The 24,884-nt window shown below is 44.9% G+C and carries 25 protein-coding genes; 2 read left to right on the top strand and 23 right to left on the bottom strand.

What is annotated here, in order from left to right:
• Positions 1-35: 35 nt before the first annotated feature.
• Together RT269_RS08400 and RT269_RS08395 are read right to left on the bottom strand one after the other, a co-directional pair.
• Positions 36-1,055, bottom strand: coding sequence for a glycosyltransferase family 2 protein (locus RT269_RS08400; RefSeq protein WP_313181837.1), 1,020 nt, complete (start codon positions 1,053-1,055; stop codon positions 36-38).
• A complete protein-coding gene (locus RT269_RS08395) occupies positions 1,052-1,795 on the bottom strand; it encodes a CPBP family intramembrane glutamic endopeptidase (RefSeq protein WP_313181835.1) in 744 nt (247 codons plus the stop codon). The genes RT269_RS08400 and RT269_RS08395 overlap by 4 nt, the downstream gene beginning before the upstream one ends.
• A 371-nt stretch (positions 1,796-2,166) precedes the next feature.
• On the opposite strand from RT269_RS08395, the gene arcC reads away from it, so the two are divergent.
• Together arcC and pdaA are read left to right on the top strand one after the other, a co-directional pair.
• A complete protein-coding gene (arcC, locus tag RT269_RS08390) occupies positions 2,167-3,105 on the top strand; it encodes a carbamate kinase (protein ID WP_313181834.1) in 939 nt (312 codons plus the stop codon).
• A 140-nt stretch (positions 3,106-3,245) separates the two neighbouring features.
• Complete coding sequence (gene pdaA / locus RT269_RS08385; RefSeq protein ID WP_313181858.1) at positions 3,246-4,022, top strand: delta-lactam-biosynthetic de-N-acetylase; 777 nt, start codon at positions 3,246-3,248, stop codon at positions 4,020-4,022.
• A 103-nt stretch (positions 4,023-4,125) separates the two neighbouring features.
• Here the strand turns inward: pdaA and RT269_RS08380 are convergent, their stop codons facing one another.
• From RT269_RS08380 to RT269_RS08280, 21 genes are all read right to left on the bottom strand, one after another.
• Positions 4,126-5,190 carry a tyrosine-protein phosphatase gene (locus RT269_RS08380; protein ID WP_313181833.1) on the bottom strand — a complete coding sequence of 355 codons (1,065 nt, stop codon included), beginning with the start codon at positions 5,188-5,190 and terminating at the stop codon, positions 4,126-4,128.
• Between the two features lie 4 nt (positions 5,191-5,194).
• Positions 5,195-5,680: a PTS system mannose/fructose/N-acetylgalactosamine-transporter subunit IIB gene (locus RT269_RS08375; RefSeq protein ID WP_313181832.1), complete on the bottom strand. Its 486-nt coding sequence runs from the start codon at positions 5,678-5,680 to the stop codon at positions 5,195-5,197.
• Positions 5,655-6,098 carry a PTS sugar transporter subunit IIA gene (locus RT269_RS08370; protein ID WP_313181831.1) on the bottom strand — a complete coding sequence of 148 codons (444 nt, stop codon included), beginning with the start codon at positions 6,096-6,098 and terminating at the stop codon, positions 5,655-5,657. The genes RT269_RS08375 and RT269_RS08370 overlap by 26 nt, the downstream gene beginning before the upstream one ends.
• Positions 6,099-6,222: 124 nt before the next feature.
• Positions 6,223-7,098 carry a PTS system mannose/fructose/sorbose family transporter subunit IID gene (locus RT269_RS08365; protein ID WP_313181830.1) on the bottom strand — a complete coding sequence of 292 codons (876 nt, stop codon included), beginning with the start codon at positions 7,096-7,098 and terminating at the stop codon, positions 6,223-6,225.
• Entirely contained in the window at positions 7,095-7,901 is an 807-nt protein-coding gene (locus RT269_RS08360; RefSeq protein ID WP_313181828.1) for a PTS mannose/fructose/sorbose/N-acetylgalactosamine transporter subunit IIC, read from the bottom strand. Before RT269_RS08360 ends, RT269_RS08365 begins: the two co-directional genes overlap by 4 nt.
• Before the next feature lie 151 nt (positions 7,902-8,052).
• Positions 8,053-9,936 (bottom strand): BglG family transcription antiterminator, encoded by a 1,884-nt coding sequence (locus RT269_RS08355; protein WP_313181827.1) that lies wholly within the window; start codon positions 9,934-9,936, stop codon positions 8,053-8,055.
• A 332-nt stretch (positions 9,937-10,268) separates the two neighbouring features.
• A complete protein-coding gene (locus RT269_RS08350; RefSeq protein WP_313181826.1) occupies positions 10,269-11,186 on the bottom strand; it encodes a transporter substrate-binding domain-containing protein in 918 nt (305 codons plus the stop codon).
• A 41-nt stretch (positions 11,187-11,227) separates the two neighbouring features.
• Positions 11,228-12,493 (bottom strand): nitrogenase component 1, encoded by a 1,266-nt coding sequence (locus RT269_RS08345; RefSeq protein ID WP_313181825.1) that lies wholly within the window; start codon positions 12,491-12,493, stop codon positions 11,228-11,230.
• Positions 12,494-12,552: 59 nt separating this feature from the next.
• Positions 12,553-14,013, bottom strand: coding sequence for a nitrogenase component 1 (locus RT269_RS08340; RefSeq protein WP_313181824.1), 1,461 nt, complete (start codon positions 14,011-14,013; stop codon positions 12,553-12,555).
• 25 nt (positions 14,014-14,038) lie between these two features.
• Positions 14,039-14,794, bottom strand: a complete 756-nt coding sequence (locus RT269_RS08335) for an amino acid ABC transporter ATP-binding protein (RefSeq protein ID WP_313181823.1) — start codon at positions 14,792-14,794, stop codon at positions 14,039-14,041.
• Between the two features lie 17 nt (positions 14,795-14,811).
• Positions 14,812-15,519, bottom strand: a complete 708-nt coding sequence (locus RT269_RS08330; RefSeq protein WP_313181822.1) for an amino acid ABC transporter permease — start codon at positions 15,517-15,519, stop codon at positions 14,812-14,814.
• A 14-nt stretch (positions 15,520-15,533) separates the two neighbouring features.
• Entirely contained in the window at positions 15,534-16,250 is a 717-nt protein-coding gene (locus RT269_RS08325) for an amino acid ABC transporter permease (RefSeq protein ID WP_313181821.1), read from the bottom strand.
• A gap of 18 nt (positions 16,251-16,268) precedes the next feature.
• Positions 16,269-17,624, bottom strand: coding sequence for an MATE family efflux transporter (locus RT269_RS08320; protein WP_313181820.1), 1,356 nt, complete (start codon positions 17,622-17,624; stop codon positions 16,269-16,271).
• 38 nt (positions 17,625-17,662) lie between these two features.
• The gene (locus RT269_RS08315) at positions 17,663-18,418 is read right to left on the bottom strand and encodes an amino acid ABC transporter ATP-binding protein (protein ID WP_313181819.1); all 756 of its coding nucleotides are present in this window, start codon (positions 18,416-18,418) and stop codon (positions 17,663-17,665) included.
• Positions 18,411-19,121 carry an amino acid ABC transporter permease gene (locus RT269_RS08310; RefSeq protein WP_313181817.1) on the bottom strand — a complete coding sequence of 237 codons (711 nt, stop codon included), beginning with the start codon at positions 19,119-19,121 and terminating at the stop codon, positions 18,411-18,413. Before RT269_RS08310 ends, RT269_RS08315 begins: the two co-directional genes overlap by 8 nt.
• Positions 19,118-19,819 carry an amino acid ABC transporter permease gene (locus tag RT269_RS08305; RefSeq protein WP_313181816.1) on the bottom strand — a complete coding sequence of 234 codons (702 nt, stop codon included), beginning with the start codon at positions 19,817-19,819 and terminating at the stop codon, positions 19,118-19,120. Before RT269_RS08305 ends, RT269_RS08310 begins: the two co-directional genes overlap by 4 nt.
• 5 nt (positions 19,820-19,824) lie before the next feature.
• Positions 19,825-20,652, bottom strand: coding sequence for a transporter substrate-binding domain-containing protein (locus RT269_RS08300; protein WP_313181815.1), 828 nt, complete (start codon positions 20,650-20,652; stop codon positions 19,825-19,827).
• A gap of 19 nt (positions 20,653-20,671) precedes the next feature.
• On the bottom strand, positions 20,672-21,085 hold the full coding sequence (locus RT269_RS08295; protein WP_313181814.1) for a NifB/NifX family molybdenum-iron cluster-binding protein: 414 nt from the start codon (positions 21,083-21,085) through the stop codon (positions 20,672-20,674).
• Positions 21,086-21,112: 27 nt separating this feature from the next.
• Positions 21,113-22,411, bottom strand: a complete 1,299-nt coding sequence (locus RT269_RS08290) for a nitrogenase component 1 (protein ID WP_313181813.1) — start codon at positions 22,409-22,411, stop codon at positions 21,113-21,115.
• Positions 22,411-23,874: a nitrogenase component 1 gene (locus RT269_RS08285; protein WP_313181811.1), complete on the bottom strand. Its 1,464-nt coding sequence runs from the start codon at positions 23,872-23,874 to the stop codon at positions 22,411-22,413. The genes RT269_RS08290 and RT269_RS08285 overlap by 1 nt, the downstream gene beginning before the upstream one ends.
• Before the next feature lie 20 nt (positions 23,875-23,894).
• A complete protein-coding gene (locus RT269_RS08280; protein WP_313181810.1) occupies positions 23,895-24,884 on the bottom strand; it encodes a PLP-dependent cysteine synthase family protein in 990 nt (329 codons plus the stop codon).

Here is a 24,884-nt window from a genome sequence, read left to right as displayed (position 1 = left end):
CAGGGGATATTTGTTTTTTACTTTCTGTGATAGTTTTAGTTAAAGCCGAAAAATTTCTGGGTCATTTTATAGATCGCAATCGGGAATTTCCTTCCGCTCTTTCCGGGGAGATTGACCCCCTGCCCCATAAAGCCCCATCGAAGCCTTAGAAACAGCGGTAAGTTCTGCTTGCGGAGGTGTTGCCACAATTCCTTTTTCTTTTCCATATTTTCATCATTGTCTGACTTAATTGCGAGGATGGAGGATATGGTCATCATGATCTCCAAATACCGCACCATATAATGACGCAGCTTACGCTGTTTGATTTTCATCACATCGTAATAGCCAAGCATGAGCTTTGTCACCTTGAGCTGCTGGTCGATTCGGCCGATCATGACTGATTCGTTTACAGACTGGTCATCTCTTCCGATAAAGTAGCGGTAGAAATTCACATCCAAATAATACATGGTTCTTACGTGAGGCAGCGGCTGGTACACAAAGATATTATCCACATAAAAAGTGTGCATGGGAAGTTCCAGACCGCATTGTATCAGAAGCTCTGTCCGGTAAATCACCGAATGCATGAGAATATAATGCCCAAGCAGGAACACTTTGACCTCATCCCAGCTAAATATCTCATTCTTAGGAAGGGCTGTGCGGTAATTCATGACTTTTTTCCGGGTTGCCCCCTGCTTTTCATAGACAAAATTGCTGATCAGCATATCCAGGGTCTCTTCCCCATAAACAAATCGCCGCAAAGTGTCCAGAATTTCCATATAAGCAGACTCGTCCACCCAGTCATCGCTGTCTACCACCTTAAAGTAAATTCCAGTGGCATTTTTTAAGCCGGCATTGACAGCCGCGCCATGGCCGCCGTTCTCCTGATGGATCGCCCGGCAGATTTCCGGATAATTTCTTTCATATTCATCCGCGATTTCCGCCGTATGGTCTTTGGTAGAGCCATCATCCACAATGAGGATCTCAACCTCATCGCCTCCCGGCAGCAGGGAATCAATACAGTGCCTCATATAGGCCTCAGAGTTGTAACACGGAATTGCTACAGATAAAAGTTTCACACAACATCCTCCTTAAAATTGTATTTCTGATAAATGCGGATTGCACAAATGGCAGACACCACCGCTGATGCTGCCGCAAAAACCGGCCTCCGGTCTGTATAAAACAAAGAATTCAAACGCTCCGTATTCACTACCCAGAGCGACAGGAAATTTGCTGATACGTGAAATAGATAAGGGGCCAGCAATGTTCCTGATACCTCATACAGCCAGGCAACTGCCATGCCAATGAGAAAGGCATAAACTCCCTGGGGAAGATTTCCATGGTAAAGCCCGAATAGAGCTGCAGACAAGACCGCAGACAGCCAAAAGGGAAGCTTTTCCTTAAGCGCGGCAAAACCCAGTCCCCGGAATATGATCTCTTCTGCAAATGGGATTATAAGGCCGGAAGCAAGGAGCTGAAGGGGAAAGGACGCGGAATATAAGTTGGTTTCTGCTTCTTTATAGGATACGGATCTTTCGGTTAGTCTAAGCACATCTACTATATAATTATTAAGGACGCATAATGATGCTCCAAATATTAGGATATAGATTAGGCAGCCGTGAAGAGTATGTCCTGAGGAAGATGGGGATCCACGGCGGCTTTGGTCTGCGGAATAAAAATAATAGAGTATGGGAGAGACTAAAACGGCGGATAAGGCGGTGGCTTCCAATGGGCCTAGGTTTATTGTTAAAAATAAAACAGTTGTCATAGCTGTATAAAAAAACATGGGAAGGATCAAATGCAGGATGATCGATATCATTGGTACGGTGTCCTTTCATTTTTTGTATTTTCTTATACTTTATACCATGCATCCGCAGTGCAGCTTGTAAAACCTGGGGTTTTACAAGCTCACGGGCATTCGCCCCGGGAAATAAGGCAGGCAAAAAAATTCTTTTGTGCAGGCACAACGAAATTTTTTGCCTGCCTTATTTCGCACTGTTCATTGCTTTCGTGTACATTATACCATCCAATCACAAGATATCTACCAAAATTTTCATAATTATTTCTAAAGAATCATTCCTTCTTTCTAAAGGTTCCCATCTTTTGAAACTTGTTGATTTTTTTATTGTCTGATAATATAATATCTTTATACTTTTTGACCAAACTATACGGAATTGAGAGGGAACTGATATGGCTAAAAAACGTATTGTCCTGGCTTTGGGACATCATGCATTGGGAACAAATCTTCCGGAACAGAAAAAGGCTGTTGCCGAAACATCAAAAGTAATCGCTGATTTTATTGAAGCCGGCTGGCAGGTGGCTGTCACCCACAGCAATGCTCCGCAGGTGGGCATGATCCATACAGCTATGAATGAATTCGGAAAGCTTCACGACGGCTATACTTCTGCGCCCATGTCCGTATGTTCTGCCATGAGCCAGGGTTACATTGGTTATGATCTGCAAAATGGCATTCAGGCGGAACTGGCAAAACGCGGCATTTACAAATCTGCTGCCACCATTTTGACACAGATGATGGTAAACCCTTATGACGAGGCTTTTTACACCCCTATGAAGCCTGTGGGACGCTTTATGTCCGCGGAAGATGCAAAAGAGGAAGAAGAAAAAGGGAACTATGTGGAAGAAGTGCCTGGCAAAGGCTTCCGCAGGGTCGTGGCTTCTCCTAAGCCTGTATCCATTGTGGAAATTGACATCATTAAGGCCGTTATGGATGCAGACCAGATCGTCATCGCCTGCGGAGGCGGCGGAATACCGGTTATGGAACAGGGATACCGCTTAAAGGGCGCCAGCGCAGTCATTGAAAAGGACCGGGCGGCCGGGCTTCTGGCAAAGGAAATCGATGCCGATGTGCTTATGATCCTTACAAACGTTGACAATGTCACCTTAAATTTCGGAACCCCTGATGAACGTCCCATCAGCCAGATGAGTCTGGAGGAAGCAAAAGGCTACATTCAGGAAGGGCAGTTTGAATCAGGCTCCATGCTCCCCAAAATAGAAGCCTCCCTGGATTTTTTGCAAAACGGAAAAAACCGGAAAGCCATCATTACTTCTCTGGAGAAAGCGGAAGCAAGCCTGGAAGGAAAAGCAGGTACGGTATTGCAATCTTTTTGAATATGGACAGAGGTCCGTTTCATATATTGAAACAAATGTAATATAACGGAGCTTTATTCATGAAATTTTTGCAAAAATTTAAGATTGCAGAAAGAATCAGAAAGCTTTCTATCTCTCCTGAAACAGGAAAGAAGGCAATTATGGTATTCCTGCTTTTCCTCTGCGCCTTTCTGGCCGGCCACCTTGGAGCCATGATGGTGGAACAACACAGGGCAGTGGAGACTGCTGCAGATGGAAACTGGGGGTTAAGTTTCCAGCAGGAAGGACAGCCGCCGGTAGCCAATGCTACCATGGACTATTTAAAACAGTATAATGCCTATTATGCTGAAAAAACCCCGGATAAAGTTCTTTATCTGACCTTTGATGCCGGATACGAAAACGGAAATACCGCTGCTATACTGGATGCATTAAAAAAACATAATGCCCCGGCTACCTTTTTTGTAGTAGGAAATTACATAGAGACTGCGCCAGAACTGGTAAAGCGAATGGTTGCAGAAGGCCATATCGTAGGCAATCATACCTATCACCATCCGGATATGTCTAAGATTTCTTCAAAAGAGGCATTTGAAAAAGAGATCAAGGATTTAGAGAACCTTTTTGAACAGACCACCGGACAGCCCATGAAACAATACTACCGTCCGCCACAGGGGAAATACAGTGAGTCCAATTTAAAAATGGCGAATGATATCGGCTACAAAACCTTTTTCTGGAGCCTTGCCTACGTTGACTGGTATCAGGATAAGCAGCCCACAAAGGAGGAAGCTTTTAAAAAGCTTTTAGGCAGGATCCATCCCGGCGCTGTCGTGCTCTTACACAGCACTTCCAGCACCAACGCTCAGATTCTTGATGAATTGCTGACGAAATGGGAGGAAATGGGCTATCAGTTCAAATCTCTGGATCAGCTGGTGGCTCAGTAGAAACGCTGTCTTCTTCAAAAGTATTTATGGAATAAAAGATGAGCTTTTAAAATGGTTTTATACCATTCAAAGCTCATCTTTTTTTATACAATGGATGCAATTGTTATTCCAGGAAGATATCCTCCAGCTGTTTGATGATGATGTCATCCAGTGATAAAGCAGTTTTGGCATACTCTCTGATGGTACCGTAATCCTCAAGAATTTTATTGATGGAAGCTTCGATATACTCCGGCTTTGTATCAAAGAGGGAGAACAGGTAATCTGCGACCCGTTTATCCTTGGCTAACTCCAGATATTTTTGATAATAGCGGACATTTTTTTCTGCTCTTGCCCTTTTCGTGAGCATGTAATCATAGATCAAAATATCTTTCGGAACCCCCAGGATCCCTTCCAAAAGCATGGCTCCGAATCCAGTCCTGTCTTTTCCTCCCCTGCAATGCTGGACGCTGGGATTGTTTGACCGCAGGGCCAGGAGCCTTAAGCTGGTTCCAAAAGCAGCACGGCTTTCATGGGATATGACAAAATTCAATTGCTGCTGTATCATCCTCAAGTCACCGGCATTGGGATTCTCTTCTACCGCGTTTCTGGCCTGCTCTATGATGGCCTCATCCTTAGCCAGGTTTTCGTTATTATGAAGGAGGCCGGCAACCATGGCCGTATGGGCATTGGGGTCACAGGAATAAGTGGTCACACCCTCTCCCAGCTCCCGGTTGGGGCTTCTTTTTATCTCCTCTTCATTTCTGTAATCAATGACGGTTTTGATTCCCAGGCTTTTTACATACTCCAGTCCGGCGTCTTCCAGAAAAGCGAAATAATCTGAGCGGAATCCTATGCCCCATTTTATTCTCTTTCCTGACCCGGTCATATACCCTCCCATGTCCCGTAGGTTATACATTCCATCTACCGGAAGGATCCGGTATCCAAACAGCATGGGGGCCTGATTCTTCCATTCAATGATAAAATAAATCTGTTTTCTTTTTTCAGGTGCGGCATGAAACGTCAATTTTTTTTCCCTGGATGAGAAGAGAAAACTGCGGTTTTGAGTAAAGGGATCCTTTTCATAGGTCCAGTACAGATGATATTCCTCCAGCATCTCTTCATCTGAAACAATGTTTAATTCTGTTTTGCCGTTATCCAGAGGAAAGGCCTCGATGTATTTTATCTCCATGGCACTACCTCTTAAGCTGTTCAATTTTCTTTTTCATATCCACAGGTGCATCGTAGGCTGCAACCTGATATTCGATCTTAACCCCCAGATCCGCCAGTTTATTAAAATCTTCCTCTTCCTTCGGGGAAAAGCAGATAATATGGTCATAGGATATGGTTCTTTCCGGAGTCGTCCTCATGCCTCCGAAATTAATATGGTCAATGGGCACGCCTCCCTCCTTCAGTCTTAAGGCATCGCTGAAGCTTCCCATAATCAGAAATGTATTTTTCTTAATGGGATTATTGGCATATACCCGGATGAACTTATCCACGCCGAATACGTGGACCGTATAGGCAGGCGCCGCCATTTTCAGTACTGTTACCTGCACGGGATTTTCCACAGCGGCATCACTGACGCAGATGACCTGCTCTGCTCCGATGTGGCTTAACCAGGAAGTTGCTACCTGACCGTGAATCAACCGGTCATCAATACGAATCCATTTGATCCCCATCTTGTTCCCCCTCTTCTATCAGCTTGTCGTTAATGCGGACCAGACCCATCTCATAAGCCCTCTCAATCACGGAGCCCGCCTCTTCCAGTGTTTCAGGCTGTGCAATAAACAGTTCCATTAACACGGGCATGCTAAAACCGGAATACACCAGGATTTCAGGCGCTGTCAAGGCTAAATAAGTGGCTGCCTTGGCCGGTGTCCCTCCATAAATATCTGTTACGATCAAAATTCCTGCTTCTTTGTCATCGTAGGAAGCATACAGATCCAACAGTTCCTTAAGACACTGGTCATAGCTTTTATCCGCTGTCACAGAAATGACATCAACATATTTTGCAATATCTCCAATGATCAATCCGGCCGTATTTAATGCCTCCTGGGCATACAGGCCATGACTTGCCAGTATGATACGAATTCCCATATCTATCTTTTCTCCCCTGTTTTTTATTTCTGCAGGCAATGAGCCGGCACAGGAATACATACATTCCTGAATCTGCCCAAGGCTGCAAGGGTCAAATATCCCGCAGCTTACTGATGGTATTTGACTAAACCAGAATACCGGCCATTGCAAGCATTGTTCCCACAATCAGAATGCCGAAAATAAGAAGGATTAAATATTTTCTCGGCATCCGGCTGTGAAGCTTATAAAGCCCGATGGTGAACAAAAGGGGAAGCAGCTTTGGCAGGATCCCGTCTAAAAGAGCCTGAATGTTTACGACGGTCTCATTGATGACGATTTCCGTCCCCACATTGATCTTCACATAATTTCCGATCAGCGCTCCCAGCACGATCACACCTACCATGGTGGATATATTTATGATCTTCTGGATCACCTTTGCCTGCTCCCCGCTCTGAACAAATTCAATCCCTTTTTCATATCCCATAATGGTGCCGAAATACTTAACCCCAATGTTGATGCCATTGTAAATCAGGAACATCAGAATAGGGCCGATTAAATTCCCCTGCAGGGCATAGGCCGCACCGATACTTCCTGCAATGGCCTGGATGGTGATTTTAAATACGCTGTCTCCGATTCCTGCCAAAGGCCCCATCATGCCTGCTTTTACTGCAACTACTGCTTCTTTTTCGTCCACTTCCGTGGTTTCCTCAATGGCCGCAGTGATCCCAAGGATCATGCCCGTAGCCGTATTTTGAGAGAGGAAATAAGCCAGATGCCTTTGCATGGCCTCTACCCTGGCGGCTTTTCCCGCATCCTTATAAACCTTTTTTAATACCGGCGCCAAAGCAGTAATGAATCCAATGGCCTGGGCATTGCTTGAAGTTACGGTGATTCCAAGGCCGAAAATCTGCAGACGCCAGTAGACAGCATTCAAATCCTTTCGGGTTATTTTTATGTAACTACCTTTTGCCTGTGTATTGGGATTATCCAGTCCCACTGCTCTTTCTTTCCCAGCACTCATAAGTCATAACCTCCATCCTCGTCATCTCCGCGCCTTAAAACGGCCACCGGTGTTTCATTCTGACGGTCCTTTATCTCCATCATAACGGAATACAGCATTGCAAATGCCAGGGAAATCAAGGTCACCGGCAAAATCCCAAGTCCCAGATAAGTGGATGCCACAAAACCAAAAATCAGGAAAGGCCACATAAAGCCCTTCATCATCATTGTCATGAGGATGGATAAACCCACTGCCGGCAATATTCCGGAGGCAGTACTTAAGCCCTTTAAAACATTACTGGGAATGACATTTAAAATCTTATCCACGACCCCTGCGGAAAAATAAACCACAAGAAATGTGGGAACTGCCCGGAGCAAAAACTGGAATGCAATGGCCACATAATTCACCATTAAAATGCTGTCAAATTCCCCGGTCAGAGCCAGCCTGTCCGCCCATACTGCAAAGAACTGGCGGACAAAGTCAAAAATCAACAGAAGCTGTTGGGACAAAACCGCCACCGTCGTAGCAGCAGCCACCCCTGCCGCGATCCCTTCTGCCGTTGCCCCTGTGCTGGTGATGGAAATGGTCGTTCCAACGATGGTTCCGATAATCATGTCCGGCGTCTTGTAACCGGCCATATTTCCCAGTCCCATCCACATCAGTTCCAGGGTTGCGGAAATGATCAGCCCTGTCTTTACATCCCCCAATATGATTCCTACTATCGGACCTACCAGCAAAGGTCTCCGGAGCATTTGCGGGCCCTGATCGTCAAATGAACAATACCCGGCCCATACTGCTATAAGTAACGCCTGCCAAACTGCCATAATTGTATACCCCCTTTGTTTGATATTAAAAAAATATCATAGAACCGCCCTCACCTCAACGTTTACTTTCATCACTGAACGCGCATAAAATTACCAGGAAATATTTGCGTCTTATTGTGCAGAAAAATAGGGACAGGCATGTCTGCGGGGATCAGCCATCAATATGGTGGCGCAGCTCAGAATCCCCGTTCTTCACCTCCACCAGCCCTTTCCTTAAGTCCAGAAGAATGAAATGGATCTCCTTGATTGCCGCTCCATTTAACAAGACCTCCTCTTGCAGACTGAAAATATAGTACTGCTGATGAGGTTCGGTTCCTGTAAAAATATTGATGTACTTTATCTTTTCCTTAGCTATATAATCCGTATGGTAAATGGCGCTGTGTATTAATTTGTAAAACCCCAGCTTCGTATAGCCGGGAGCAATATGTTCCAGCCAGAAATATTCCGCTATGGTCTCCGCCAGGTTTTCTATCCCGCAGTCCAGCCCCACCATATCCGGAGATCCCATGTAATTTAAAATAGCTCCCACCTTTCTCTTCTTTGAAATAACTTTAGTCCAGAGGTCATAAGAGAACTTGTTGAAAAAATCGTAATAGTAAACAGGAATAGGGAAATGATCCGATTTGAATTTCATCCCGGCCGGCAAAAAGACGTAATCATACTTTGAATAATCAAGACCCCCAGTCTCGTATAAATAATGGGAATGAAAATGAATATTCAATTCATCAGCATTTAACCCCAGTCTCCTTATGATCGTTGAATCGGCTGCCCTTCCTATTTCATTGATCAGGATGACATTAGTTGGCTCATACTGGTTTCGGATGCGGTAGACGAGATTATAGATCAGAATGATCAGCTCGTAGTACATCATGTCCTGTATTTCATCGGTTCTGTGACCCGGGAGCTCATTGTAAATATAATTAGCCAGAGCCTGGGAGGAAATCATCCGGTTAGTCCTGCATTTTATGGAATAGGGAAATTCCAGCTCCACAATGCCCCACCTGTTTCTCAGCCGCCATTTGTAAAAATACAGGAGAAGGTGGTCACTGACCTCTTTATAGTGAGTAAGATCCAAGAATATGCTGTCCTTTAAAAATTTCATAACCTCTTTATAGGTTTCCAGGCCCTCGGGCACTATTCTCCTATAGCTTTCCCCAGCCCCGCCTTCAAACAATTCCCGGTTGCTCAATAGAAAAACCGCCATGTAATAGTATTCGGAAGGCTCCTTGCCCTCTCCTAAAATTCTTTGTCCCACAGAATATTCCTCCAGTTTTTCAAGCTGAGGCGAAAAGTCCTGAGGCTTCATAGTTCCACAGCCTGATCTTATGGGCAAAACTGACAGATAAAGGACCAGCCTTTGAAATCCCGTATCAGGCACCCGGTACCCGGTTTCATATAAAACTGATTTCAGCCTTGCAATGTTTTTCCTGATATCTTCTATGTCAATGCCATACTCCTTTAAACAATGAAAAAGAAAGATGCTCTGTTGGGAATCATTATAAATATCGCAAAAGTCCATCAGACAGGAACGGATGGCAAGCTCTTCTCCCGTCACCTTCATTCCGTGATAAGGTATGGAAACAATCTGTATCTGGTAAAACAGCAAGTATTTTCTTACGGCTCCCATATCCTTATTCAGAGTCGCAAGGCTTATGTTAAGCATATCGGCCAGTTCTTCTGCCTTTATGCCGTTGATGGAGGACACAAGGCGGCGGATGATATGCTGCACCCTTTCCTTACGGCCCAAAAGCCGGTTTAAGGATAGATTCAGATAGCCGTAGCAGGAACGTTTCAGCTCATCGATCCAAGACTTATCTTCAGGAAGATACTCCAGAAAATATCCCTTTCCCCTTTTATTGCGTATCCTTACATTGGATCTGCCGTATTGTTTCAGCTTATCATTCAGGGATGCGATTTCTATTTGTACCGTACGCTGGGAGATATCGAACATTTCCATAATCTTCTCATTTTCCACATAACTGTTATCCAAGAGCATGTTTAAAACACTGATTTCCTTGAAGCTGCAATCCAGCATAAAACCACCTTAGAGGATGACCTTTGTATTTGCGTCAAAACCTTTCCTTCCTGTATTTCTTTTTTTACCGGCACTTTCTATGTACTCTGACTGCCCCATAAAATAAACAGGGCAGTTTTTGAGTTTATCGTATATTGTTAAGCGATGAAACCCAAACAATTACTCTAACCAAAACCTGCCTGTATATAATACTATCATCCATTCCGGGAACTAACAATTATTACTTATTTTTTCTTTAATGATCTCGTTTCCCAACGAATGTTAAGAGCAAAAAAATAAGCCGGATTTCCTTTTTAAGGTGAGAATCCGGCTTATTCTATTTTATTCTATTTTCAATCTACCGGAATCACTAAATCCTTGTATTGGTCAATGGTATTTTCACCGGTCCATTTTTCCGCAATTTTCCCTAAGGTTCCATCAGCAAACATAGACTTTAACGCCTCGTCAAATTTCTCTATAAATTCATCAGGCACCGACTGGTTAAATACCTGATATACATCCTCTACGATAACAGGTTCATCAGAAAGAGTAAGATTTTCCAGATTTAAGTCCTTTTGCACCGTATCGTAAGAGCTTTTATAGATCAAAAGTACATTTCTTTGATTGGTGGCAATCTGCTGCAGGCTGTCAGCCGTAGTGATGTCGCCCGATGTATCCACAATATTAATTTCCTTTCCGGGGTTGGCTGCATTGTATGTATTTATGATTTCTTTCTCGTAGGAGGTGGAAGCAAATTCCAGTGTCTCGCCGGCTATGTCTTCTAATTTCTGTAGATTGTCCTCTTTTCTTCCCACCAAATACATAGGGCTTAAAGCGTAATACTGAGCAGGAAATTTATAGGTTTCTTTTCGGGTGGCACTTGCCACATATTGACCGGAGCCAAAGTCAATGCTCCCTGCCTGCAAAGCCGCAAACAACGCTGGGGATGCGTCAAATCCCACAATTTCCACTTCATAACCATCAATACGGTTAAATGCCTCTGTGACAACGTCTTCCTCCAATCCGATCAGATTCCCTTTATCGTCTGTGTAGGAAAAAGGGAGGTGAGCCTGTTTTACCCCGCAGCGAAGTACGATAGGTTCCGCATTCGCCTTCCCTTCCGCTTCCGTTTTTACCTCTGCTGCTGCTTCGCTTTTTGCTTCTGTTTGGGCTGCTGTATTTGTATCCGCCTGCTTTGCCGTGCTGCATCCGGTTACCCCAAGGACTGCAGCCAACACTGTAATAATTAATGCGCTTTGTTTTCTTTTCATAATCTTTCTCCTTTTTATATTTTACTTGTTATAACACTTTGTCAATAATGATTGTACATATCCTCCATCAGAGAAATACACCCCCGGATACCGACATGGGATTTGTTTAAAATCTCTTTATCTAAGCAGGGGGCGGAAACAGTCACAAAGAATGAGTCCAGTTTCTTTGCAATATTCTTTTCATAGGTGCTCCCAAGAAGAAGTGTGGCCCGTCCCTGATACTTTTCCGTTATCTGCTCCACTAAGTACACGTCGTTCTCAAAGTATACATCTGCCTTCCTATCGCAAGCCAGAGCTTTGATATGGGCTTCAATTTCCGGTTGAACTTTATCGGGTACACTATCCGTACAGATCACCGCCAACGGAATGTGCCCATGATCGTTCGTCAAAAATCTGGAGATTCCAAGCACAAAATTGCTCTCACCCACCAAAATATATCTGTGGCGTTCAAAATTGCCCATAAGAGAATCAAAATATTCATACACATACTGTTGTTCTTCTAAAATTACTTGATCAGCCAAAGCTTTCTCAATATTCAATTGCTCCGCGATCTGACGGATCAATTCTGCCACTGCAGTAGGGCCGATGGGCATCCCGGGATAATTCAGAGTGGGGATGCCAAAAGTTTTTTCATAATAGGCATCCAGATTTTTATTAAGCCAGGTGGAAATATTAATATTTAAAGCCGCATTCCCTGAATCTGTTATCTGCTGTATCCCGTCTCTGGCAATAAAAAAAGTATTCAGCTTTAATCCCAGCTTTTGAAAGATACGGGAAAGCTCCTCTAAATCACCGCGGAAGGTCATATCTTCACTGGGAACCTGACCATAGAGATTGACCAGCTTCGGATTGGTCTCTGCTTTTCGGGCCAGCTTTTTCACAACTGCAAGAAGTGTACTTTGATATCCATAGTAAGTATCTCCTTTAAACCCAGCCACATCAACTGAAATGATGGGATAAGGGCTGTCCTCGAACTCTCGCACCACCGCCTCCACATCATCTCCGTTGATTCCCATGCTGCAGCCCGTAAGGACAGCATAAAGCTCACCGTCCATTACCTCTAAGCTTCCGGCTATGGTCTCTCTAAGCCTGCCCGCGCCACCGAATACCACTTCCTTTTCGTAGGCGTTAGAACTGGGCATCCCGTGATAGCCTCCTAAATAATATAGGTTTGTTTGAACTGCCGCCTGCATACTGCATCCAGGACTGGCGTGTAAAATAGGGATTCCTTTATATAAATTTCCCACTACGTCTATGGCACCGTTTAAAGAACAAAGAATCCTTGGACGCTCCGTGCACTTTTTCATCTGACCTATCCTCCATTTTTTCATTTACTGCTTTGAAGCATTTTTTCAGCTCATAGCTTTTATTGTGCCGGAAAATCAAAGTATTTAAAGGCATCCTCTTTATACCAACTGTCCCTAAAAGGAGGATTTGAAAAATCCTTTAATTTTTTATTGAAATTATTATTGTCCAAAGCATCCTCGATTTTCCGCCCCAGATACAAAACGCCCCTGTATCCAAACGTCGGCCGTTTTCCATCTAAAATATGGGTAGTGGGAATCCCCAGTCTGGACACCCAGTTCGCCATGCCGATAAATACATCCGGTTTCAATTTTTTAATTAAATTGATCTGCTCATATGGCTGCATATCTGCTACATTAATGAGGAATTCACTTCCATGGTATTCCTCCAGACGCTCAAAATCTTCCACATACGCTTTTTCATAATAAGGTGCATGGATACACAAAAGCTGCATCCCATATTCTCCCATTAAGGTGGCGGCGGCTAAGCCGCGCCCGGTACCCGCTGTAATACAGACCTTAAGACCCTTCGTCTTTTTCCTGATATGGCCGATTTCTTCTTCTACCTCGCCCCGTTCTCTCTCTATAAATTCCTCCGCCTCTTTTTCTTTTCCCACCAGTTTGGCAATGGCTCTTAACCACCGGTCTGTGCTGTCTGAACCGATAGGCATACAAGTGACGGTATAGGGAGTTCCATATTCCTTATGTAAAAAATCCATATACTCATCCCCAAAAATCTGACACACAGAAATGTTATACTCTGCCGCCGGAATTCGCATAATGTCCTCATAGGCTGCATTGTAAGGCATAATATTGGCTTCCAGGCCAATGGCCCTAAGCATGCGCTTCATCTCCTGCTGATCCGCCAGACTTAAAGAATGGGTGGCAAATAAATTAATGAGACCTTTCTCCTTTTTGGGCCTGGCATTCCTGATGACAAAATTTTGCAGGGCGCTTAAAGCCAGATCATATCCGGTGGCATGGTTTCTGGATTTAAAGCCTTCACAGTGAATGGGGGCAAAAATCACATCCGGATATTCTTCCTGCAATCGTTCTGAAACAGCATCGATATCGTCTCCGATAATCGCAGATGCACAAGAGGACAAAATAAAAATCATTTTGGGATGGTGCCTTAAAATTGCTTCTCTTGCCGTTTCCTCCAGACGGTCTTCACCGCCTAATATCACTTCCTTTTCCCCTAAAGCGGTGGATATGATCCTGCTGGTTTCCCCATTGGTATCGCCCATATGATGCTTGTATATATTGATTCTTTCGATGGCTGCCAGACTGCCGCAGGCGGAACACCCGTAGGGGGAATGTATAATCATAACAGAATCCTGAATACTGGCCAGCGCATTCACGCTGTTTACCTGAACACATTGGATTCCCTGTTCAAATGTCCTGTGGGCATTTTTTAAACAATTTTTCTTAACTCTGTCACGCATATGACCTGCACTTCCTGCCTGTGCGTCGGTAAATCCCTCCCGCGTATCACGGATCTTATCCCTGATGATTCTTTCCATTTTACCAGATCCCCTTTCCTGACTTTTAGATATAATAAATACTGTCCTGCGAATTAATGCGGGTTAAAAACTGTTTGGTTCTTTCATTTTTAGGCTTGCCGAAAATTTCCTTTGGCGTCCCCGTTTCTACTACCAATCCCTCATCCATAAAGATTACCTGACTGGCAACCTCCTGGGCAAATGACATTTCATGAGTTACCACGATCATGGTAATACCTGTCTGGGCCACCTTTTTTATGAGTTCTAAAGTCTCTCCCACTAATTCCGGATCTAAAGCCGAGGTGGGTTCATCAAATAAGATCACCTTCGGAGAGAGAGCCACTGCTCTGGCAATCCCCACCCGCTGCTGCTGTCCGCCGGATAAGTTGACAGGATAATAATCCATACGGTCAGACAGGCCAACCCATTCCAAAGTCTCCACAGCGATTTTTTTCGCCTCTTCTTTTGACTTTTTCTGAACCGCCACCAGCCCCTCCATAACGTTTTCCAAAGCGGTTTTATTTAGAAACAAACCGTAATTTTGAAATACAAAGGCACATTTTCTTCGAATATTTAACGTTTCTTTTTTGCTGCTCTTTTTCATATCCACGGTCAGATCATCGATCGTCAGTTTTCCTTCATCCGCTTTTTCCAAAAAATTGATACAGCGTAAAAGCGTGGTTTTTCCCGAGCCGCTAGGCCCAATGATAACCGTTACATCACCTTTCTTCACCCGAATGGAAATTCCTTTTAAAATTTGGGAGTTTCCAAAGCTTTTTTTTACATTTTCCATTTCAATCATAATGTTACTCCCTTCTCCTATAGGACAATTCCCTTTTTATATTTGCTCATCTTCTGCTCAAACGTACGAAACAGTTTTGAAAAGACAAAGCTTAATGATTCATAAATCACCGCAATCAGAAAAAATGCTTCCAGAAATTGATAACTGGGGCTGGCCAGGGTATAAGCCATGCCCGTGATTTCCACCACGCCCGAATAATAAGCCAGTGTGGAGTTTTTTATAAGGCCGATAAACAATCCTCCCATATTAGGCAGGGCGATAACAAATGCCTGCGGAAAGATAATGCGGAAACAGGCCTGTAAGGTGGTCATTCCTATGCTTTTCGCTGACTCTAGCTGGTCGTGGGGAATCGCAAGCAGACTGGAACGAAAGGTTTCTGAGGCAAAAGCCGCCTCTGAAATGCTCATGGCTATGATAGGATAAATGATGCTTTTATTTCCCGCCACAGATGCTACGGAAAGCCCATGCTCAAAACGATAATAAGCGATAAACGTGGGTATGGCATAATAAATAAAAAACATGATGATTACCAGGGGCACACTTCTCATAAAAGATACATAAACAGCAAACAGACGGGACAGGCCTTTTATTTTATTTATCCGAATTAACGCGATTACAATACCAAAGATCCAGCCAAAGAAGGCGGAGAAAAAGGTGATAATAAGCGTATTTTTTACTGCAGGTACCATTGCAGGCAGCATTGATGCGATAAATTCAAAATCCATGAATCTCCTCCTCTTTAATTCATCTGTATTTTTTTGCCTTTGGTATACACTCGTTCCGCCCATTTTGTGATCTGTTCTAAAAGGACGCTAACCACCCAGAATATAATGGATACCCCCAAATAAAGCTCGGCACGGTTCAATCCATATAAATTAGAACTGATCAGCTTTGCTCTGCCGAACATATCCACGGCTCCGATGGAAAAGGCCAGCGACGTAGACTTGAAAATATAAATAATGTTATTCCCTAAAACCGGTATGGCGACCCCAAAGGCCTGGGGGAAAATAATCCGGCGAAAGGCAGTCAAATTCCCCATTCCCACGCTATAGGCTGCCTCCCATTGATACTTATCAACCGACAGATAAGCAGATCGCATCATCTCTGCCATATTGGCCGCCGAAGTAAGAGACAGAGTTGCAATAATAAAAGAATCCTTGTTCCAGGATGCCGTATTGATTCCGATCTTTTTTAAATACAGGGGCATGACAAAATACAAAATAAAAATAAGCACCAGGATCGGCATCCCCCTCATAAAAGCGATATACCCCTTTGCCATGGCGTTTAATAATTTACTTTTTGCTAAAGCCATGCAGGCAAATACAAAACCGATGAGCAGTCCAAAGAGCAAGGAAAACAAAACCAGCTTTATCGTGACCGGAAAAGCGGTCATCACCTTTGCCATGAGCCCCGGTATTTTCATAAAGTTAAAATATTTATTCATTTTAACTACCATTCCTTTCGCCTTGGTTTTCTATCTGTGCCGTTTTTTTATTTTATAAACATAAGGCAGGCTGAATGCGTACATCAGGCCGCCCCGCAGAAATGCACTTATGGAAATTGCCCACCATATCCCCTCCTGGGCCAGGCTCCCTCCGGACAAAAGGTACGCCAGCAGTACCCTCAATCCATTGGTAAATATGCTGATAAGGGAAGGAAACAGGGTCCTTCCGTAACCGCGGAATACACTCTGCCCAACGCCTTCCAGACATGCGGCAAACTGGCATAACGCAAATATCCTCAAGTACCTGGCTCCCATGGAAACGACCTCCGGCTCACCCGGAACAAAAAGCAGAAAGAAAAACCGGTTAAAAAACACCAGATTCAATGTAGCTGCCACCCCCCATACTGACATGAGAAGAGTGCCGAAGGCAAACCCTTTCCATATGCGTCCATATTGGCCCGCACCGAAATTCTGTCCGATAAAAGCGGTCAGCGCCGCCGCAAATCCAGCCGATACCAAATAAGAAAATTGATCCACCTGATTGCCGATCCGCTGTACGGCCATTGCATCCGAACCAAAAGATGCCACAATTCTTGAAACGATCATTACAAAAAAGGTAAAGCAGAAGGTTTCCGCTGCCCCGGGGGTTCCCCACCGGATGATGGGCTTTACAAAATCAATCCTGGGCAGCCGCCAGATCTTCATTCCGGCGAAGGCCTCATGCCGGAAGTTTTTTAACACCCTCAAAAGGATCATGCAGGACAGCATCTGGCAAAGCACAGTGGATACGGCCGCACCGGTCACTCCCATGCCAGCAGCAAATATGAGGAGGGGGTCGAGCACGGAATTAATGAAAAGGCAGATCAGATTGATGTAAAACGGTTTTGCGGAATTACCGCTGGCATTAAATGCCGCAGTAATAGAATCGTTCACATAGGTAAATGGTATGGCACATGCGATTACTCTTAAATAGATGACCGCATCATTTTCCACCCGCGGATCGATGATGCCAAAGAAACCGATCAACGGCCCGGCAAACCCCAGGAATCCCCCGCCGCAAATCAGGCCCAGGATCAGGGCAATGGACAGGGACGTTTGTAAATACCCCAGCGCACCGGAGAAATTGCGTGCTCCCAGACATTGGGAAACACCTATCTCCGATCCTTTCCGCCCATAATTCTGAAGAGTCAGGGACAGCCACAAAAGGATTCCCACCGTACCGCTGGCCGCTACTGCACTGCTTGAGAGCCTTCCCAGCCAGAACATGCTGGCAAAGCTGTAGGCCAGCTGGATGAGCTGCACCCCCATTGTGGGAAGGGAAAGGCGCAAAAGCCCAGGCATGATTTTGCCGGAGGTAAGATCATATTTTAAAGCTCCGTCAGACATGATTCCCTCCTTTGGCTCAATGAATGGCAGGCAGTCTGCTATATGAAATAGTTTGGCTCCAAAGATATGATCCTGGATAAAAACTGTCTGGTTCTTTCTTCCCTGGGATTTGAAAAAATCTCTTCCGGCTTCCCTTCCTCCACCACCACGCCGTCATCCATAAAGATCACCTTATCCGCCACATCCTGTGCAAAAGACATTTCATGTGTCACCACAATCATGGTGATCCCTCTGCCTGCCACCTTTTTTATGATATCAAGTGTTTCTCCTACCAGCTCCGGATCCAGTGCAGAGGTGGGTTCATCGAAAAGAATCACTTCGGGATTTAAGACAAAGGCCCTTGCAATTCCCACCCGCTGCTGCTGTCCGCCGGAAAGCTGGGATGGATAAAAATGATACTTATCCGACAAACCGACCCAGTCGAGAGCTTCCTGTGCATTTTTTCTAGCTGTTTCTTTTGGAATGTGCCTTGCCGTAACAAGTCCTTCCATTACATTTTCGATAGCCGTTTTGTTGGCAAAAAGATTATAATTCTGAAAAACAAATGCGGTTTTTCTTCTGATCTGTAAAATTTCCTTTTTGTTGGCTTTTTTCAAGTCCACATGGGTATTTCCTATGGTGAGCTCCCCGCTATCCGCATTTTCCAGAAAATTGATGCACCGCAGCAATGTTGTTTTTCCCGATCCGCTGGGTCCCAGAATAACAACCACCTGACCATCCTTCACTTCAACGGATACATCTTTAAGAACCTGCAGTTTTCCGAACGTTTTTTTTACATTTTTCACCTCAATCATATATGTTCCTCCTAAATTTCCCGGTATGCTGCTTAAGAATTTCAGCCAGATGTTCGATGATAATCGTAAATCCCCAGTATAGGATGGCAGCCGCCACATATCCTTCAAAGAACGAATACGTTCTGGAACTTGGAATGGTCGCTCCTGCTACAATTTCAACGATACCGATAGCCATAACTACAGAAGATGCCTTAATAAGACCTACGACATTATTGATCAAAGTGGGAATGGCCACCGGAATCATCTGCGGAATGATGATTCGCCTTATGGTCTGGGTTTTCGTAAGCCCAACCGAATATCCGGCCTCATCCTGCCCTTTATCAATGGAAAGCAGTGCCCCTCTGACCGCTTCCGATATGGAGCATACCGCGGTCAAGCTCAATGCAAAAATGCCTACCCAGATATTATCCACCTCTGCCACCGTTTTCCCCATATTTAATAACTTTGCCAGATCGTTAAATTTCAGCATGAAGACCAGATTATATATCATCAGAGCCACCACAATGGGAATCCCCTGATATACGGTGACGAAAATCCCCAAAAGCTTATTTATCACAGGAACTTTATAGACCCGGATGAGAGCAACTAAGGTTCCAAGAACCAGGCCTATGATCAGAGGAATAAATACCAGCCGGACGGTATTTGGCAGATACTTGATTCCAGAAAGAAAGCTTTCATAAAAATGAGCGGTGTTGAAATTCATCCCTTTTCCCCTTTTCCATACTCCAGTTTTCGATTCAGGTAATAAAAAAGAAGCCGGATCGTTAAGCTTATAGCTATGTAAATGATTACCACAAACACATAGGCTTCTAATACATGTTTTGTGGCGGCGCCGATGGATTTGGCTCTTCCCATGATATCAGTAACTCCAATGAGGAATACAAGAGAGGAATTCTGAAACAATCCCACTAAATCAGAGCCGAATGGAGGTAAGGCAATTCTTATCATCTGGGGAAGAATGATCCTTATGAAAGTCTGAATACCGGTAAGTCCCACGCTGAGCCCGGCTTCTGTCTGCCCATAGGGAATGGACGTAACCGCACTGTAAAAGATGGCCGAAAGAAACGCTCCCTGGTTGAGAATAAATGTGATATACGCAAAAACCACCGTGCTCCAGCCCCGGTTTATATTCGTACCAAAAACAGGATCAATAAAGGCCGGAATTCCATAATAAATGATCATTAACTGTACCAGCATGGGCGTACCTCTCATAAATGAGACATACACCTTAAAAACTGGATACAGTACCGGAATTTTTTTGATCTGTACCAGAACGATCGGGATTGCTAGCAATAATCCGAAAACAGTAGCATAAACCACAATCGAAAAGGTCACTGACAAATAGGGGAGAATTTTAGGGATATTTTCAAAAAACCGCTCCCAGCCAAACAGTTTATCCATAGCAGTTACTCGCTTTCTGTATAATCTCCGCCGATAATATCCACCGATATTTTAGCAAGCTCTCCGCTCTCTTTTAATTGTTTTACCGCTCCATCTACCGCCGCCTGCAATTCGGTATTGTTTTTGGCAAATACAAAATAGGTGGAGGAGGACTGAACCGGTTCTCCCGCTATCTTTAAGATATTGGAACCATTCCCATAAATTTTATTCAGTTTTTCCGTATCCCGTTTTGTCAGTATGGTTGCATCCCAGACTCCGTTTAAGATACCGGTAACGGTTTCTTCATCGGTGGAATTGTTCACATAATCGATTTTAATGGGATTATCCGGATGTTCCTTGTTATAGCTTTCCAGAATAAATGCGGAATTTGATCCGGTGGAGCTTTTCACTTTCAGTCCCTGTAAATCATCCAGAGACTGAATATCCGTTCTGTTGTCCGCTACCGCAAGATAAGTCACATAAGTGGTATAGGGTTCCTTTCCGAATAAGTATTTTTCATCTCTTTCCTTGTTCCATTCATACTGGTGTGCTGCTATATCAATTTTACCTGCATCAAGGGAAATAAGAACATTGGCAAAATCCGAGGTCTGATAATCAAATTCATACTGGGGAAGCAGATGATCCACTGCCTTTAAAACCTCATACTCATAACCGGCAAGATTCCCTTTATCATCTAAATAGCAGTAGGGTTCATAGGCGTTGCCCGTACCTACCACTATTTTGGTGACACCACCATCTGCGGATGCCTCCTTTTTTCCGCAGCCGGACAGGATTGCTGCACTTAGTGCCGTCAGAAATGCTGCAGCAGCCAGCTGCTTGATGGGTTTTTTCATATTTTTTCCCAACCTTTCCTTATAATGTTTCATTTACGTTCCTTTTAAGGGGCAGATGATGATCCACCCGGTGAAAATACAGCGTAATTCTGTGTAATACATCCTCAATCTTCCCTTCCACATCAAAGGTGCTGATCGCCTTTTTCTCAAGCTGCCTTTGCATGTGGAAGCCGATCTTTTTACAGACCACACACCGGCAGTCCCCGATTAATTCCACATTTGGATGACCTGCTAAAAAACCGCCGCAGCCGTTCCCCTGGCATACGCCTTCGCACGAGGAAGTTGATCCCGGATCTACCGGCGCTTCTCTTATTTCCAGCAGAGCGTACTCTCCATTATCTGCCACTTCATAGACCAGGAATTCCGGTGCAGAGCCAAAATGCCCGTCAATGCTTACCTGGTCGGAAGATGCAATTGCAATTTTATATGGCATGATACTCCCTCCATTTAAAAACACCGGTTAATTAAATCTCGTTCTGGCAACGGAATAGATATCTTCGATCAGCTTGAGCCCTCCGTCATATCCTACATAATAGCTGTTCATAACCAGTCTTTCATTGACCGGCCATGATACATTTAAAAAATGGGCATCCGTCTGCTTTGCCACTTCCTTTTCCCAGTAGCCACCAAGAATCAGCGGATATCCATGGTAATCGTGGGCTTTGATCTCATTGTGGATCTTATAGCCATCGGTCTCAAAGCTCACCTCTGCCTTTATCCCGAAATTCAAGTCCTTAAAATAAGCCTCCACCGGTTCCTTGAATTCTCTCGGCGTATCGTCCACAACAAACTGCTTTGCAGGAAATAACCCCAGATCATTGACCAGGAACTTCGTAATACCAAGGGCATACTGGGCATCGGACACAACCGTAAACTGCTTTGACATGACTCTGGTCTCCAGAAACAGATCCGCATAGCGTTCGATGTAATAGTAATAATAAGCTTCTTTCTCAGCAATAAGGCTTTCAATCTTCTCTTCCGGCACTCCTGCGAACCCGCCCACTTCCCGAAGGAACTTACTGGTTTCAAAGGCTCCTATAGGGAGGGTGGGATAGTGAAGATAAGGGATCCCAAGCTTCTGCTCCATGTTCTTCATGTTATTAAGCCCGACCCACGGAGACACCAGTAAGTTAAATTCTGCTTGCGGTATCCTCTTTACGTTACTTAATCCCCTTTGATAGCCAAAGATCGTATTCGGTGTAAGACCAAGCTCCTTAACCAGCTTTTCCAGCTCTCTTAAATTTCCCAGCCAGAACTCATCCTGATAGGGCACATCTGCCCATATATTCACCAGATTTTTCACCCGGATATCTGACCGTTCCAAAAGCTGGTCAATGATTGCATCCACTACCTGCTCATGGCCCTTGTAGTTATTGCCTTTAAAGCCGGCGGTGGAGGCATAGATTACCGGTTTTTTGGCATCCTGGAACCCCTCCACCACTTCTTCGGTGTTGTCACCCACGATCTCCGGGATACAGCCGGTCAACACCACATATAAATCGGCATCAATGACATCAAGGGAATGTTTGATGGTTGACTCAAGCTTTTTAACGCCTCCGAACACAACATCCCTTTCGTTGATGCTGGTACAGGGATAGATGTTGGGGGAAAAATAGCCGGAGCTTCCCGAGGAATTGGAAAGCTTCTGGGCACAGCCCGGACCGGAATGGAGGACCGGAATCGCCCGTTCAATTGCCTGAACGGTCTGCATGGCGCTCATCGCGCATTTATACCTCTGTTTGTCTAAGATCTTCGCCATCAGCCAATCGCCTCCTCTAAGAAGCTTCCCACATCCTGCTTATACCACCAGTCCGTGTAAGGCAGCTTCACTCTTTTTGCCAGATTCTGTTCAAAGCTCCGGTTCCTTATGGTATCTAAAACCGTATGAGCAAACTCCAGGGTATGCTTATATCCGAATATCATGTATTCGTCCGCCACATAGACCGCCGGCGTCCCCTGTTTAATGGCCCATACCGTAGAACCGGGATGGCGGGAAAGGTATAAATCAGGGCGGTATTTGTTTAAGATGTTCATCACCTCAAAGTTCTGCTGGTCCGCCACGCTGGTTTCAAAATTGATATCATTGTCAAGAAGATAACTCATGGCAGGAGGAACATCCCCGTTTTCGTATTTCTTGTCATAATGCCATGCCAGCGCCCAAACCACTTCGATTCCCAGCTCGTTTAAAACTCGCGTTACCTCAAAGGTGTAGCCCGGTCCCATTCCGAGAACCGCTTTTAATCCCTTTAATTCTTTCTTCACCTCTTCAATCTGGGGAATATAGATCTTTCTCTGTTCTTCTATGTAATGTTCCACCTCCGGCTGCTTGCCTGCCACCCTTCCGATTTCCCTAAGCCAGGTCTCAAATCCGACGATCCCTAAGGGGTTGACGGTCCGGATATAGGGGACGCCGTACAGCTCTTCTAAGCCGTTGCCCAGATAATTTCCAAGAACCCCGCAGATGCACGTTGTAGCAACGGACTCTGATAAATGTTCCAGCTCTTCTACTGTTGCGTTGGCATATAAAAAAATAGGATCTAAATCGAAGTTCTTAAACATTTCTATGATTTCATTTCTTGCGCTTTCGAAAAAGTTTTTAAAATTAACGGTGTTTCTTTTCTGCTCGGGCGGCTTTACGATTCCGCTTAACACCGCATGATCAGATATATCAAACCCAGTCGCCCAAATCCGTGATTTAAAGCCTTCGCAGTGAACGGCTATGACAGGCACCGGTATCTGATCCTTTATCATCTCCACCACGCTGTCAATGTCCTCTCCAATGATCCCCGTGGCACAGGAGCTGCTGACAAAAATTGCCTTTGGCTGGTAACGCCGGTTGACCTCCAAAATAATATCCGCCAGGGCTTCTGTGGAGCCGAAAATAGTATCATTCTCATTCATATCCGTGCCGATATATACGGATTTGTTTACGACTCCTCTTTTAGCAGCCACCTGATTGGTAATGATGTACTGGGAGCCTGCCGTGGCCGAACACCCGGAAGGGCCGTGGTGGATGACAGCCACATCCCGGATCCCTCCAAGCTGGCTGAGGGCACAGCCGGAAAGGCAGGTGCTTGACTGGGAGAAACAGCGTCCGCAGCCCTTTAAGCTGCCGCACTTGCTCTGGCTGGCAAGATCATGTAAATCACCCACATAACCGGTTATGGAACCTAACCGGTTCTCCCTGGTGGCCAGATTTGAATTTGATAAATTAATTGCCATGTTTAACCTCCAAACTTTGACTAAGCTTCTTCAAAAAGCTTCGTGGACAGGTACCGGAGACCGGTATCCGCCAAAATAACCACAAGATTCTTCCCTTTGTTTTCCGCTCTTTTTGCCACCTGGGTTGCTGCGAAAATGGCGGCTCCGGATGAGGTTCCCACTAAAATCCCGTCCGTTTTTGCCACTTCCTTTGCAGCTTCATATGCCTGATAAGTTTCTACCTCATATTTTTCATCGTAAATGCTTAAATCCATGGTATGGGGAATCCGTTCTGCGGGCACCCCTTCAAAGGGATGGACCCCTGTGATATCCGGCGGCAGCGGATCGGTCTCATTGGGCAGGGAACCTGGCCCCGGCTGTATGGCTACGATCTTAATATTTTTATTTTTACTTTTTAAATACCTTCCTGCTCCCGATACGGTTCCTCCTGTACCGACACAGGCCACTAAAATATCCACCTTTCCCTCCGTATCCGCCCAGATCTCCGGCCCTGTGGTCGCTTCATGAACAGAAGGATTTGCCGGATTTTCGATCTGATTGACAAAAAAGATGTTTTTTTCCTTAGACAGCACCTTTTCCTTCAGCGTTCTGACAGCCGCCACAAAATCCCCGCCCGTTTCATCTAACACCGCCTGGACCTCCGGCACCTCAGAAAGCCTGATGGCTTCCCCGCCAAAAGCCCTGATGTTCTTAAACCGTTCCTCGCTGACGTTGTCCTGGACATATACACGGAAGGAATATCCCCTGGCTGCCGCAATTGCCGCCATGCCGATCCCTGTATTTCCGCTGGTGGTTTCCACAATGGTATCCCCCGGCTTTAAGAGTCCCTTTTTTTCCCCATCGTCGATCATGGCAAGTGCGATCCTGTCTTTTACGCTCTGGTTTGGATTGAAATATTCAAGCTTTGCTATGATCTTCGCTTCCAGACCGTGTTTTCTTTCATAATTTTCCAGCTCCAAAAGAGGCGTTTTTCCTATGAGTTCCGTGATTGATTTATGAATATTACTCAT

It is taken from the genome of Lacrimispora sp. (assembly GCF_032078915.1).
Taxonomy (GTDB): Bacteria; Bacillota; Clostridia; order Lachnospirales; family Lachnospiraceae; genus Lacrimispora.
The sequence above is the reverse complement of the archived record's forward strand: the minus strand, read 5'-3'. Positions and strand labels throughout refer to the sequence as shown.

Coding starts and splice junctions, on each gene's coding strand:
- RT269_RS08360 (WP_313181828.1), bottom strand. CDS start 7,901: ATGGCAGTTTGGCAGGCGTTACTTATAGCAGTATGGGCCGGGTATTGT.
- RT269_RS08315 (WP_313181819.1), bottom strand. CDS start 18,418: ATGATTGAGGTGAAAAATGTAAAAAAAACGTTCGGAAAACTGCAGGTT.
- RT269_RS08345 (WP_313181825.1), bottom strand. CDS start 12,493: ATGAAAAAGTGCACGGAGCGTCCAAGGATTCTTTGTTCTTTAAACGGT.
- RT269_RS08370 (WP_313181831.1), bottom strand. CDS start 6,098: ATGGGAATTCGTATCATACTGGCAAGTCATGGCCTGTATGCCCAGGAG.
- pdaA (WP_313181858.1), top strand. CDS start 3,246: ATGGTATTCCTGCTTTTCCTCTGCGCCTTTCTGGCCGGCCACCTTGGA.
- RT269_RS08395 (WP_313181835.1), bottom strand. CDS start 1,795: ATGATATCGATCATCCTGCATTTGATCCTTCCCATGTTTTTTTATACA.
- arcC (WP_313181834.1), top strand. CDS start 2,167: ATGGCTAAAAAACGTATTGTCCTGGCTTTGGGACATCATGCATTGGGA.
- RT269_RS08330 (WP_313181822.1), bottom strand. CDS start 15,519: ATGGATTTTGAATTTATCGCATCAATGCTGCCTGCAATGGTACCTGCA.
- RT269_RS08300 (WP_313181815.1), bottom strand. CDS start 20,652: ATGAAAAAACCCATCAAGCAGCTGGCTGCTGCAGCATTTCTGACGGCA.
- RT269_RS08350 (WP_313181826.1), bottom strand. CDS start 11,186: ATGAAAAGAAAACAAAGCGCATTAATTATTACAGTGTTGGCTGCAGTC.
- RT269_RS08295 (WP_313181814.1), bottom strand. CDS start 21,085: ATGCCATATAAAATTGCAATTGCATCTTCCGACCAGGTAAGCATTGAC.
- RT269_RS08380 (WP_313181833.1), bottom strand. CDS start 5,190: ATGGAGATAAAATACATCGAGGCCTTTCCTCTGGATAACGGCAAAACA.
- RT269_RS08310 (WP_313181817.1), bottom strand. CDS start 19,121: ATGAATTTCAACACCGCTCATTTTTATGAAAGCTTTCTTTCTGGAATC.
- RT269_RS08375 (WP_313181832.1), bottom strand. CDS start 5,680: ATGGGGATCAAATGGATTCGTATTGATGACCGGTTGATTCACGGTCAG.
- RT269_RS08325 (WP_313181821.1), bottom strand. CDS start 16,250: ATGGTAGTTAAAATGAATAAATATTTTAACTTTATGAAAATACCGGGG.
- RT269_RS08335 (WP_313181823.1), bottom strand. CDS start 14,794: ATGATTGAAATGGAAAATGTAAAAAAAAGCTTTGGAAACTCCCAAATT.
- RT269_RS08305 (WP_313181816.1), bottom strand. CDS start 19,819: ATGGATAAACTGTTTGGCTGGGAGCGGTTTTTTGAAAATATCCCTAAA.
- RT269_RS08355 (WP_313181827.1), bottom strand. CDS start 9,936: ATGCTGGATTGCAGCTTCAAGGAAATCAGTGTTTTAAACATGCTCTTG.
- RT269_RS08290 (WP_313181813.1), bottom strand. CDS start 22,411: ATGGCGAAGATCTTAGACAAACAGAGGTATAAATGCGCGATGAGCGCC.
- RT269_RS08285 (WP_313181811.1), bottom strand. CDS start 23,874: ATGGCAATTAATTTATCAAATTCAAATCTGGCCACCAGGGAGAACCGG.
- RT269_RS08280 (WP_313181810.1), bottom strand. CDS start 24,884: ATGAGTAATATTCATAAATCAATCACGGAACTCATAGGAAAAACGCCT.
- RT269_RS08320 (WP_313181820.1), bottom strand. CDS start 17,624: ATGTCTGACGGAGCTTTAAAATATGATCTTACCTCCGGCAAAATCATG.
- RT269_RS08365 (WP_313181830.1), bottom strand. CDS start 7,098: ATGAGTGCTGGGAAAGAAAGAGCAGTGGGACTGGATAATCCCAATACA.
- RT269_RS08340 (WP_313181824.1), bottom strand. CDS start 14,013: ATGGAAAGAATCATCAGGGATAAGATCCGTGATACGCGGGAGGGATTT.